This is a genomic window from Streptomyces sp. NPDC043427 (genome assembly GCF_056436655.1).
On record NZ_JBWKCC010000017.1, the window covers coordinates 118018 to 130183 of the forward strand.

Genomic DNA, 12166 nt, shown 5'->3' on the forward strand with positions numbered 1-12166 from the left:
CCGCCCGGCCCGCGCGAATTCCGGTGCGGAACGACTCCTTGACCCCTGAGATTCGGACAGTGTAGACATCCCGCCAGTGGATGTTTACGTAAACATTGCCCAGTCGACATCGCAGGAAAAGGCACCGAACCCGCATCAGTCGCACCACGCAGGCCCCGATCTCCGCGTCGCCGGGACACGCGGCACGCAGAAGAGGTGGAGTACTCGAGATGGCACAACGCACCCGTAAGAGAAGGCTCCTCGGGGCCATCGGCGTCACCCTGGCGACCGGAACCGTCCTGGCCGCGACCACCCTGCCCGCCGCGCACGCCGAGCCGACCCAGGCCGCCGCGGCCGGGGTCACCGTCCGCCCCGACCCCTCCTACCAGCAGGAGAAGTTCGAGGGCTGGGGCACCAGCCTGGTCTGGTTCGCCAATGCCACCGGCGACTACCCGCCCGCGGTACGGGAGAAGCTGGCCAAGCTCCTCTTCGGCGACGACGGCCTCGCCCTGAACATCGCCCGCTACAACATCGGCGGCGGCAACGCCCCGGACGTCAAGGACTACCTCCGCGCCGGAGGAGCGGTCGAGGGCTGGTGGAAGGCCCCGGCGGGCACCACCCGCGAGGACGTCGACTGGTGGGACGCCGACGACCCCAAGGACTGGAACAAGAACGCCGACAAGACGCAGCGCTGGTGGGTCGACCGCATCAAGAAGGACATCACCCACTGGGAGACCTTCAGCAACTCCCCGCCCTGGTTCATGACCGAGAGCGGTTACGTCTCCGGCAACTTCGACGCGGGCAAGGACCAGCTGAAGCCCGAATCGGTCGACGACTTCGCCAAATACCTGGTGGGTGCCACCGAACGCCTCGAGAAGGCGCACGGCATCAAGGTCGACACGCTGGACCCGTTCAACGAGCCGAACACCAACTACTGGGGCACCAAGCTCGGCCCGGACGGCGAACCCGTGGGCGGCCGGCAGGAGGGGGCGCACATCGGCCCCGAACTCCAGCAGAAGGTGATCCGCGCGCTCGGCCCGACCCTGGAGAAGTCGAAGTCCCACGCGGAGATCTCCGCGATGGACGAGACCAACCCGGGCACCTTCGCCACCAACTGGAACTCCTACCCCCAGGACGTGCGCGACCTCGTCGGCCAGATGAACGTCCACACCTACGGCACCAGTCAGCGCACCACCGTGCGCGACCTGGCCAAGGCCGCGGACAAGCCGCTGTGGATGAGCGAGGTCGAGGGCGACTGGGGCGACGGCCAGAGCTTCACGGACATGCGGCCCGGACTCGGCCTGGCCCAGCAGATGGTCGACGACCTGCGTGAACTGGAGCCCCGCGCCTGGGTGTTCTGGCAGCCCGTCGAGGACTACGACAACATGAAGCCGGGCGGCGAGTCCGCGAAGGGCGGCAACTGGGGCGAGATCCAGCTCCCGTTCAGCTGCACCTCCAAGGACACCCTCAAGACCTGCCCGATCTACACCAACACCAAGTTCGACACCGCCCGGAACTTCACCCACTACATCAAGCCCGGCGACCGGCTGATCAAGACGAACGACACCTCCAGCGCCGCCGCGCTCTCCCGCAAGGGTGACCAGGCGACCGTCGTCCACGTCAACAGCACCACCGAGGCCCGCGACGTCACGCTCGACCTGTCGAAGTTCGGCCACACCTCCTCCCGTGCCACCGTCACCCCGGTGGTGACCAGCGCCGACGGCAAGCTCGCCCGTCACAAGGCCGTCCGGGTCACCGGCAAGCAGGCCACCGTCACCGTGCCCGCCCAGTCCGTGACGTCCTTCGTCATCAAGGGCGTGTCCGGCGTCGCCAAGGACGCGGCCGAGCTGCGCAAGGGCCACACCTACAGGCTCACCGGCGTCCAGAGCGGCAAGGACCTCAGCATCGCCGACAACGGCACCGGCCTCGTCATCAAGAGCGCCGACGCCGCCGACCCCAGTGGTCAGCAGTGGCGGGTGGAGCAGACCAGCCGGGGCAACGACAACCGGAAGCGGTACGTCCTCACCGAGGCCACCGAAGGAAAGCGGCTGGCCATCCGTGAGGGGGCCCTCGTGGCCGAGCCCGACGAGGGCGACTGCGACAGCGCCGCGCAGTGGATCATGTCCACGACCGGCGACGGCTCCTGGACCCTCGTCAACGCCGCCACCGGTCGCCTCCCGGACGTCTCCGGCCAGGCCACCAACGACGGAGCTCCCGTCGGCGTGTGGACGCCGAACTCCGGCTCCAACCAGCGCTGGAGGGTGACCGAGGTGACGGCTGACGACAGTGCGCAGTGAGTAGCGCACCAGCCGGGTAGCGCCTCACCGCACCCCGCCTTCCGCGACGCCCCCGACCCCGGTCGGGGGCGTCGTGTCCTCAGGACCCCTAGGGTCTTTCGTTTGGATCATGCCGGACCCCGCGAGCCCGGCATGATCCAAACGAGAGGCCCTAAGGGACTGTTAGGACTTGGCTCCCGATATTGAGCGGTCCTGTGTCGCCGTCGACTCTGTGTGCTCCCGGGCCGCAGACAAGGGAGTTCCGATGGCCACACAGACCACCACGACGGAGCGCGCGCGAAAGCCGCGCCGCGGCGAACGCAGGGTCGTCAGCAACATCCTGCGCGGATCGATCGGCAACCTGATCGAGTGGTACGACTGGTACGCGTACACCGCGTTCAGCGTCTACTTCGCCGCCGTCTTCTTCCCCTCCGGCGACCAGACCGCCCAACTGCTCAACACCGCCGCGGTGTTCGCCGTCGGCTTCCTGATGCGCCCGATCGGCGGCTGGGTCCTGGGCCGCTACGCCGACCGCCGTGGCCGCCGCGCGGCGCTGACGCTGTCGGTGACGCTCATGGCGGCCGGTTCACTGATCGTGGCGCTGACCCCGTCGTACGGCTCGATCGGGGTCGCCGCACCTGTGCTGCTGGTGACCGCGCGGCTGCTGCAGGGCCTCTCGGTCGGCGGCGAGTACTCGACGTCGGCCACCTACATGTCCGAGGTGGCCTCGCCCGGCCGCCGCGGCTACTACTCCAGCTTCCAGTACGTCACCCTCATCGCCGGCCAGCTGACGGCGCTCGGCCTGCAGATCGTCCTGCAGCAGGTGCTCAGCACCGCGCAGATGGAGGCGTGGGGCTGGCGGATCGCGTTCCTCGTGGGGGCCGCCGGAGCGATCGTCGTGCTGTGGCTGCGGCGCGGCATGGACGAGTCGGAGAGCTTCGAGCGCGCGGCGGCCGAGGGCGAGGAGGACAAGAGCGGTGGTCCGGCGCGGGGCAGCCTGCGGCTGCTGCTGTCCTATCCGCGGCAGTGCCTGGTCGTCGTCGGGCTGACCATGGGCGGCACGCTGTTCTTCTACACGTACACCACGTACCTGCAGAAGTTCATGGTCAACACCAGCGGCATCGCCAAGCCCACAGCAGCGTGGATCAACTTCTTCGCGCTGGTCGTGTTCGTCGTCCTGCAGCCGCTCATGGGCCTGTTGTCCGACCGGGTGGGGCGTCGTCCGATGCTGATCGCGTTCGGGGTGCTGGGCGCCGTGGTGGTCGTACCGTCGCTCACGCTGCTGTCCCACACCAGCAATCCGGCGTACGCCTTCCTGCTCATGGTCGTGCCGCTCGCCGTCAGCTCCCTGTACACCTCGATCAGCGCGGTGGTGAAGGCCGAGCTGTTCCCGACGTCGATCCGGGCGCTGGGCGTCGGCCTTCCCTACGCGCTGACCGTGGCCGTGTTCGGCGGGACCGCCGAGTACATCGCCCTGTGGTTCAAGAACGCCGGCCACGAGAGCTGGTACTTCTACTACGTCACCGCCTGTGTCCTAGTCTCCCTGCTCGTCTACATTCGGATGCGCGAGACGTCGGACGGATCGCCGCTGGAAACCGAGCCTCGGGACTGACGTCGAGTCCCGGGACTGATGTGAGGGAGGCGACCGTGCACGTGCTGCTCGCCGAGGACGACGACGGGGTGGCCGGTGCGCTCACCGAAGCCCTGTACGAGCACGGTCATCTGCCCACCCGGGTGCGGCGCGGCGAGGAGGTCCTCACCCGCCACCGCCAGGCCGACCTGCTCCTCCTCGACCTCGGCCTGCCCGACATCGACGGCCTGGAGGTGCTGCGCAAGCTGCGCGCCGTGAGCGGTCTCCCCGTGGTGGTCCTCACCGCGCGGGGCGACGAGCGGTCGGTGGTGCGCGGGCTGCGGCTGGGCGCCGACGACTACCTGGTCAAGCCGGTACGGCTGGCCGAGCTGCTGGCCCGTATCGACGCCGTGACCCGCCGGGCCACGGCACCCACCGCCCCGGCGCCGCGCACGGTCTGCGCCGACGACGTCGAGGTGGATCTCGACGCGCGGCGGGTGACGGTCGGTGGCGCCGAAGTGCGGCTGACAACGAAGGAGTTCGCGGTACTGGCCGTGCTGGCGGCCCGGCCCGGTACCGCGGTCAGCCGCCAACAGCTGATGGACGAGGTGTGGGGCGACGCCTACCTGGCCGTGTCGCGCTCGCTGGACGTCCACCTCACCCAGCTGCGGGCCAAACTGGCCCGCCCCGACGTGCTGACCACCATCCGCGGCTTCGGCTACCGCTTCGGCGGCTGAGCCGGGTCTTGTCATGCGTACCCGCGTACTGACCGTGGTCCTGGCCTTCGCCATGCTCGCGGTGGCCGGTTTCGCCGTACCCCTGCTGGGTGTCACCGCGTCCCAGCGCACCCAGCAGCTCGTCGCGGCGCGCACCGCCGACCTCGACCGCTTCGCCGGACTGGCCGAGCAGGCCGCCGAGAGCGGCGACACCGGCGCGCTGACCGCCGAGGTGACCCGCTACACCGAGCTGTACGGCGAGGCGGTCGTGGTCGTCGACGCCCGCCGCGCCCCAGTGGTGCAGACCGGCGGCCTGCGCGCCGCCGACCCGTCCGTCGCCCGCCTCGTCGACGCGGCCCTGCGCAACCAGCGCGTCTCGCCCGGAGGCACGCTGCGCCCCTGGTCCCGAGGGCACAAGCTGCTCGCCCGCCCGGTGGGCACCGGCACCCGGGTGTCCGGCGCCGTGGTCCTCCGTGCCTCGCTACGGGCCGCCGCCGACGACATCGCCCTGCGCTGGGCGCTGGTCCTGGCGGGCGCGGCCCTGTTCGCCGTGGCCTGCCTGCTGGTCGCCCGCGCCGCGACGCGGTGGGTCGTACGCCCCCTGCACCGCCTCGACCGCGCGGTCGGCACCCTGGCGGCCGGGCTGCCGGCCGAGCACGCCCGGGCCGGCGGCCCACCCGAACTGCGTCAGCTGGCCACCGGCTTCAACCGCATGGCCGACGCGGTGACCACGGCACTGGAACAGCAGCGCCGTCTGGTGGCGGACACCTCGCACCAGCTCCGCAACCCGCTCGCCGCCCTCCGCCTGCGCATCGACTCGCTCCAGCCCCGCCTGCCCGCCTCCGCCACCCGTACCTACACCGGCGTCACGGCCGAGCTCGAACGCATGGAGCACCTCCTCGACGACCTCCTCGCCCTCGCGAACGCCGAACACCGCGCCGGCGAACTGTCCGTCACGGACGTACGGGGAGCCCGCTGCGACGCGACCGCGGTCACCGCGGCCCAGGCCCGACTGTGGCAGCCGGTCGCCGAACAGTGCGGAGTGCGTCTGGAGTTCCTTCCCGGCTCCTCCATCCACATGACCTGCACGGAGGGCGAGCTGGCCCAGGTCGCCGACATCCTCCTCGACAACGCGATCAAGTACGCCGGAACCGGCGCCCACGTCGAGGCCCACTGCTTCACCGAAGGCCCCGACACCGTCCTCGAGGTACGGGACGACGGCCCCGGCCTCCCCACCGCCGAACTCCCCCACGCGGGCACCCGCTTCTGGCGCTCGGACCGCCACCGCGACATACGCGGCAGCGGCCTCGGCCTGGCGATCGCCGAGCGGTTGGTGGCGGGCCGCGGCGGACGCGTGGAGTTCGCGGCGCGGGAACCGCGTGGGCTGCGGGTGAGGGTTGTGCTTCCGAAGGGGGGCACGGCGTGACAGGTGATGGAGTACACGGCGTGAGCAGTGACGGTGGCGGCCGGGCCGCGGCGCACGGCACGACCGGCCGCCACCTCCGCGGTCCCGTCCGCCGTCCCACCCGCCGCACCGCGCTGCGCGCCGCACTCGGTGCGGCATGCACCGGGCTGCTGCTGCCCGTCGCCGTGACAGCCGACGCCCGGCACGCGGACCGTGGCCCGGAGGGCAGGCTACGGATCGCGACCGGCGAGTCCGACGGCTTCTACGCGGCCTTCGGCCGACTGCTCGCCGACCAGGTCACGGCGGTGTACCCCCGCCTGTCCTGCGAGGTGATCAACAGCGAGGGCAGCGTGGCCAACATACGGCTGCTCCAGGCACGCCGTGCCGAGGTGGCACTGGCCCTGACGGACATCGCGTGGGCCGCGTACGGCGGCACCACACCCTTCGGCCGCCGTGTCCCCCTGCGAGCGATAGGCCGGGTCTACGAGAACTACGTACAGCTGGCCGTGCGCGCGGACGCACCGATCCACACCGTCGCCGACCTGGCGGAGCGCACCGTGTCCCTGGGCGCGCCCGCATCCGGCGGTGCCGTGCTCGGCGACCGCCTAATGCGCGCCGCGGGCCTGACCCCGGGTACCGACGTACAGGTCCGCCACCTCCTGATGCCACAGGCCGCACGGGCGATACGGAACGGCACCATCGACGCGCTGCTGGTCGCGGGCGGCGTACCCCTGCCCGTCCTCTCCTCCCTCGCCCCCCACCCCGGCATCCGCCTCCTGCCACTGGCCGACCTGCTGTCCCGCCTGCGCACGGGCACGGGAGGGGCCGGTTCGGCAGGGGCCGGTTCGGGTCTGGAAGCGGTGACGGTGCCGGCGGGGGCGTACCGCGGAACGCCCGAGGTCTCCACCATTGGCGTGGCCAACCTCCTCCTGTGCCGCCCCGACCTGCCCGCCCCCATCGCCGCGGCCCTCACCCACGTACTGGCCCGCCGAGCAGTCCACCTGGTCCCCACCACAGCCCTCGGCACCCAGTTCCTGGACGCCCGCAGCCTGATCTCCACCGGCGTGGTCCCCCTCCACCCCGGGGCGGTCGCGGCCTACCGCGAACTGCATGGTTAGTGCCCCGGCAGGCAACGTTCGCCCCGTCGCGACGCAGTTGATCTGCGAGACCACCGATTCTGTGATCTGCTGGAGACGTCTTCGGAGTGCTCCGCGCTTGTCGCGCGCACAGGGGAGGCACGCCATGCCGCATCTCCGGGTCGCCCCTCCGGTGTCCACCCGGCCCGGGGTCCTCCTGCCGAGGCGTGATCTGGTCCTGGGCTGGATTGCGCTCACGCTGATCGCGGCCCTGGCGTGGCTGCTCATCATCGCCCAGTCCCGTGACATGGGGATGGAGCCCGGAACGATGGGCCTGGCGCTCCCGCTGTTCCTGCTCCTGTGGGTGGTCATGATGGCGGCGATGATGCTGCCGTCGCTGGCGCCCGTCGCCCTGACCTGGGGGCAGGCGATCCGCCGCGGCGCCACGGGCCGCGTCCGCTCCCTGCGCACCGCCGAGTTCGTCGGTGGGTACCTGCTTGCCTGGGCCGGGTTCGGGCTGCTGGCCTACGGGGCGCTGGCCGCGACGGGACGTCTGGTCGACAGCCACCCCGACGCGGGCCGCTGGATCGGCGCGACCGCGTACCTGCTCGCGGGACTGCAGCAGTTCGGGCCGCTGAAACGGGTCTGTCTGCGGCACTGCCGCAACCCGATGTTCCAGCTGCTGCGGTACGCACGCCTCCGGCCTAGGGCGAAGAATTTGCGCGTGGGCGCGCACCACGGGCTCTACTGCGTGGGCTGCTGCTGGGGCCTGATGATCGTTCTGGTCCCGCTCGGCTTGATGAACGTGGCGGCGATGGCGATGCTTGCCGCGGTGATCTTCCTGGAGAAACTGTGGCGCGGCGGCCCCCGGCTCAGCCAGGTGGCCGGCGTCGCCTTCCTCGTCCTGGCCGTCCTCGCCGTCCTCGCCCCGTTCGAGGAGTGGCTGTTGCCGGGCCTGCAGATGTCCGGTCCGTCCATGGACCAGATGTCGGGCCAGGCACCCTGACCGGCGTCCGCACCTGCCGCACCGCCGCGCGAGGGCCAGGCTGCTCGGCCGGGTCGAACGCCCGCCTCTGCGCGCGTACGGTGGGAATGAGGCCGGATGGGTACGCCGGTGCAGGCACTGTCGGCAGCCGCTGCAGGCGACCGCCCGCCGCGAGGTGACTTCCGCTCCCACACCAGGAGGGAATGGCCATGCCCGAGCACACGGTCGGCACACAAGAGGAATTCGAGGCAGCCCGGCAGGAGCTTCTCGCGGAGGAGAAGGCGCTCACCCGACGCAGCGACGAGCTCGCGCGGAAGCGGCGGGAACTTCCCTGGGTGCCGGTCGAGAAGGACTACCGCTTCGAGACGGAGGACGGCACCAAGGCGCTCGCGGACCTCTTCGACGGGCGTTCCCAGCTGCTCATGTACCACTTCATGTTCGGCCCGCCGTATGCGGCCGGATGCCCGGTCTGCTCCTCGATCGCGGACACCCTCGACCCCAACGCGGTCCACCTCAGGGCCCGTGACGTGACGCTGATCTGCTCCTCGCGGGCACCGCTGGACAAGCTCGTCGCCTATCGGGACCGGATGGGCTGGAGCTTCGACTGGGTCTCCACGGCCGGCGCCGACTTCCACCGCGACCTCGGCTTCCTGCACACCGAGGAGGAGTTGAGGCCGTTCCTCGACGGTGACATCCCGCCGACCGTGAGCCAGATGGCCGAGGCGACGGGCACGGACGTACTCGGGTACGTCACCGAGGGTCCCGGACTGAGCGCCTACGCGCTCTCGGACGACACCGTCCACCGGACGTACGTCACCACCGCGCGCGGCCTCGAGCCCGCCATGGCCTACTACGGCCTCCTCGACCGGACCCCGTTGGGCCGCCACGAGGAGGGCGAGCAGACTCACTGGCTGCGCCGGCACGACGAGTACGGGACGACCTGAACGGCCGTCCGGACCGGACCTGCTGCTGTCGTTCCTGCCGGGCGAGTCTGCCTCCCGGCACCTCCGGCATAGCCTTCACTCTCCAGTCATTGCAACGTACAGGGTGGGCTCTGTTGCGTTAAATTCCCCCCATTGCAACAATATCTGCGCTCTCACCTGGGCTAATGAAGGTTGAGTGCAATTAACTTGTTGCCAGTTCCATGAACGCAACGTAGCGTTTCCGATGTCAGAAACAACGAACGACACAGGAGCGCACGATGCAGAAGTTCGCCACCCCCGCCCCGATCTCCGCCGTCCTCGACATCCCCGCGGGACTCATCCGGTTCATCGCCGCCGACCGGGCCGACACCACGGTCGAGGTCCTGCCCGCCGACGCCTCCAAGAGCCGCGACGTGAAGGCGGCCGAGCGGATCGAGGTCGCCTACGGCGACGGCGTGCTGCGGATCGAGGCCCCGGCGGCCAAGAACCAGTACTTCGGCCCCTCCGGTTCCATCGAGGTCACGGTCCAACTGCCCGTCGGCTCCCGTATCGAGGGCAAGGCGGCCGCCGGCGAACTCCGGGGCGTCGGACGGCTCGGCGACGTCACCTTCGAAGCCGCTCAGGGCCCGGTCAAGCTCGACGAGGCCGCAACCACCCGCCTCACCGTCCTCGACGGCGACGTCTTGGTCGGCCGACTCGACGGCCCCGCCCAGATCAGCACCCAGAGGGGCCACATCCGTATCACCGAGGCCGTACGCGGCACCGTCACCCTGCGCACCGAGCAGGGCGGGATCCAGGTCGGCGCCGCCCGCGGGGTCTCCGCCTCCCTGGACGCCGGCACCGGCCACGGCCGCATCCACAACGCGCTCAAGAACACCGACGCCGCCGCCGGCCTGACCATCCACGCGACCACCGCCCACGGCGACATCACCGCCCGCAGCCTGTAAAGGAGAACCCCCATGACGTCGCCGCTCGCACAGAAGCCCGAGATGGCGACTCCGGCCGGCCCTGGCCCCATCGCCTCTTTCCTACGGTTCGTGATCTTCGGAGGCGGCGTCGGAGTCCTCTCCAGCTTCGCGGTACCGCTGCTGGGCGTGATCATGCCTTGGGTGGTCTCGAACGCGATCATCACCATCGCCTCCACTCTGCTGTGCACCGAACTCCACGCCCGCTACACGTTCGGCACGGGACGCGGCGCCGGATGGCGAGAGCACTGGCAGTCCGCCGGCTCGGCCACCGCCGCCTACCTGGCGACCGGCCTCGCCGTGTTCGTCCTGCATCTGGCGCAGCCCTCTCCCGGCATGCTGACCGAGCAGACCGTCTACCTCGGTGCCTCCGGCCTTGCCGGCACGGGCCGCTTCGTCATCCTGCGCCTCCACGTCTTCGCCACCCGCCGCGCCAGGACCGTACGTTCCCTGCAACCGCGGGGGACGACGATCGCGCCCGTCCTTGCGGCGTAGGGCACGAGATGCACCCCGACATGCCCTGGGAACCGAAGCCGACGGCTCTGGTGTCAACCGGCCGCATCGACCGTGCGGAAGACGCGGTTGAGATGGTCGTCCAGGACCGCGGCGGCGGATTCGGGACTGCGCTGACCGACGAGGACGCTGGTGCCGAGCCCGGCGGACATAGCGAGCAGGCCGGCCGCCGCCAACTGCGCGTCCACGCCGGGTCGCAGCAGATTCGCCGCCTGCGCCTGCCGGAGGACTTCGGTCAGGGCGCCTTCGGCGGCGTCGGGGTTCTTGATGAAGGGCTGGGCCGCGAGCGTCTGGTCGGTCACGGCCAGAACGGCGTACGAGGTGTAGAGGTGGTGGAAGGTACGGCTCTCCTCGTCGGTCGGCAACGCCGTCATCAGCAGCGCCTCGACCGTCGCCCGCGGCCCCGCGGCGCCCCCGGCGGCGCGGACACGGGCGGAGAGCCGCTCCCCGAACTTCCCGGTCAGATGCTCCAGTCCGAAGAGCAGCAACTTCTCCTTGGTCTCGAAGTAGTACTGCACCAGCCGCAGTGACACGCCCGCCTCGGCTGCCACATCGCGCATCCCCACGGCATGCAGCCCGCGTCGACCGGCGACCCGCACGAGCGCCTCCACGATCTCGGTGCGCCGTTCCGCATGGTCCACACGCTTGGGCATGGGCTTGGTTCTCCGCTCGTCGTCCGTCCGCTGGTCCCTCGTCGGCCCTTTGATGGTACAGCCGTATCAACATCGTGATACGTTCGTACCACGAAACCGAGACCTCCGGAGGTGGCCGTGTCCGAGACCACTGCCCGCACCCAGCCCGACGTCGGCCGCTATGTGAGCGACGCCTGGCGCGACCGCTACTTCGCCGCGTGCGACGCCGTCTACGCGCTGGGAGCACCCGCCCTCGCGGAACAGGACGTGGAGACCTCGTTCGGCACCACCCACGTGTACCGCTACGGGCCCACCGACCCCGCGGCTCAGTCCCGCACACCGGTCGTCCTGGTGCACGGAGCGGGCTCCTGCTCCGCCATGTGGTACCCGAACACCCCCGCCCTCAGCGCCGAGCGCCCCGTCTACGCCGTCGACACCCCGGGCGATCCCGGACGCAGCGTGCAGCGCGAGCCGATCCACCAGCCCGAACGGGCCGCACAGTGGCTGGACGAGACGCTTGAGGGGCTCGGGCTCGAACGCGTCCACCTCGTCGGCACCTCCTACGGAGGCTGGCTCGTCCTGAACCAGGCGCACCGCAGGCCCGAACGCCTCGCCTCGGTCACCTTGCTCGACCCCGGCGGCCTGGAGAAGGTGGGGCTGCGCTTCTTCGTCTGGCTCTTCGCCGGCCTCTTCGCGACCTTCGCACCCAAGGCGCTGCGCCCGCGACTGGCGGCCTGGCTGGAACAGCCGGTCCTGGTCATGCCCGAGCTGCGCAAGATGATCAGGACCGCCGTCCGTGCCTACCGCATCCGCCGCCCGGTACCGCTTCCCCTGTCCGAGGAGGAACTGTCCACCATCCGTACGCCGCTCTACCTGGTGCTCGGCAAGCGCAGCCTCCTGCTGCACCCCGAGCGGCAGCTGGAGCGCGTTCCGCGTCTGATACCAGGCGCCCGCGCCGAGATCGTCACCGGCACCGGGCACGGACCTCAGATCGACCACGCGGAGGAGATGAACCGCAGGATGCTGCACTTCATGGCCTCCGTCGACTGACAACCGCCGAGCCGAGTCGATCCAGAAGGGTTCCCGGTGCAGGCAGGGAGTCCGTTTCCTTGAATGCCGGATCGAC

11 protein-coding genes are annotated in these 12166 nt (G+C 70.5%); 10 read left to right on the forward strand and 1 reads right to left on the reverse strand.

Annotation, left to right across the window (positions count from 1 at the left end):
• The first annotated feature begins 209 nt into the window (after positions 1-209).
• The 9 genes from AC067M_RS25805 to AC067M_RS25845 all read left to right on the forward strand — a co-directional run bounded on the left by AC067M_RS25805 (position 210) and on the right by AC067M_RS25845 (position 10390).
• Complete coding sequence (locus AC067M_RS25805; RefSeq protein WP_478699396.1) at positions 210-2276, forward strand: glycoside hydrolase; 2067 nt, start codon at positions 210-212, stop codon at positions 2274-2276.
• A gap of 244 nt (positions 2277-2520) precedes the next feature.
• Complete coding sequence (locus AC067M_RS25810) at positions 2521-3867, forward strand: MFS transporter (RefSeq protein ID WP_478699397.1); 1347 nt, start codon at positions 2521-2523, stop codon at positions 3865-3867.
• A 35-nt stretch (positions 3868-3902) separates the two neighbouring features.
• Complete coding sequence (locus AC067M_RS25815; protein WP_478699398.1) at positions 3903-4562, forward strand: response regulator transcription factor; 660 nt, start codon at positions 3903-3905, stop codon at positions 4560-4562.
• 13 nt (positions 4563-4575) lie between these two features.
• Positions 4576-5967 (forward strand): sensor histidine kinase, encoded by a 1392-nt coding sequence (locus tag AC067M_RS25820; protein WP_478699399.1) that lies wholly within the window; start codon positions 4576-4578, stop codon positions 5965-5967.
• 113 nt (positions 5968-6080) lie between these two features.
• On the forward strand, positions 6081-7064 hold the full coding sequence (locus AC067M_RS25825) for a TAXI family TRAP transporter solute-binding subunit (protein ID WP_478699478.1): 984 nt from the start codon (positions 6081-6083) through the stop codon (positions 7062-7064).
• A gap of 124 nt (positions 7065-7188) precedes the next feature.
• Positions 7189-8028, forward strand: coding sequence for a DUF2182 domain-containing protein (locus AC067M_RS25830; RefSeq protein ID WP_478699400.1), 840 nt, complete (start codon positions 7189-7191; stop codon positions 8026-8028).
• A gap of 188 nt (positions 8029-8216) precedes the next feature.
• The gene (locus AC067M_RS25835) at positions 8217-8951 is read left to right on the forward strand and encodes a DUF899 domain-containing protein (protein WP_478699401.1); all 735 of its coding nucleotides are present in this window, start codon (positions 8217-8219) and stop codon (positions 8949-8951) included.
• A 257-nt stretch (positions 8952-9208) separates the two neighbouring features.
• Positions 9209-9877 carry a DUF4097 family beta strand repeat-containing protein gene (locus tag AC067M_RS25840; RefSeq protein WP_478699402.1) on the forward strand — a complete coding sequence of 223 codons (669 nt, stop codon included), beginning with the start codon at positions 9209-9211 and terminating at the stop codon, positions 9875-9877.
• Between the two features lie 12 nt (positions 9878-9889).
• On the forward strand, positions 9890-10390 hold the full coding sequence (locus tag AC067M_RS25845) for a GtrA domain-containing protein (RefSeq protein ID WP_478699403.1): 501 nt from the start codon (positions 9890-9892) through the stop codon (positions 10388-10390).
• A gap of 53 nt (positions 10391-10443) precedes the next feature.
• On the opposite strand, the gene AC067M_RS25850 is transcribed toward AC067M_RS25845, so the two are convergent.
• Entirely contained in the window at positions 10444-11061 is a 618-nt protein-coding gene (locus tag AC067M_RS25850) for a TetR/AcrR family transcriptional regulator (protein ID WP_478699404.1), read from the reverse strand.
• 117 nt (positions 11062-11178) lie between these two features.
• Here AC067M_RS25850 and AC067M_RS25855 point away from each other — a divergent pair, with 117 nt between their 5' ends.
• A complete protein-coding gene (locus AC067M_RS25855) occupies positions 11179-12090 on the forward strand; it encodes an alpha/beta fold hydrolase (protein WP_478699405.1) in 912 nt (303 codons plus the stop codon).
• Positions 12091-12166: the final 76 nt, after the last annotated feature.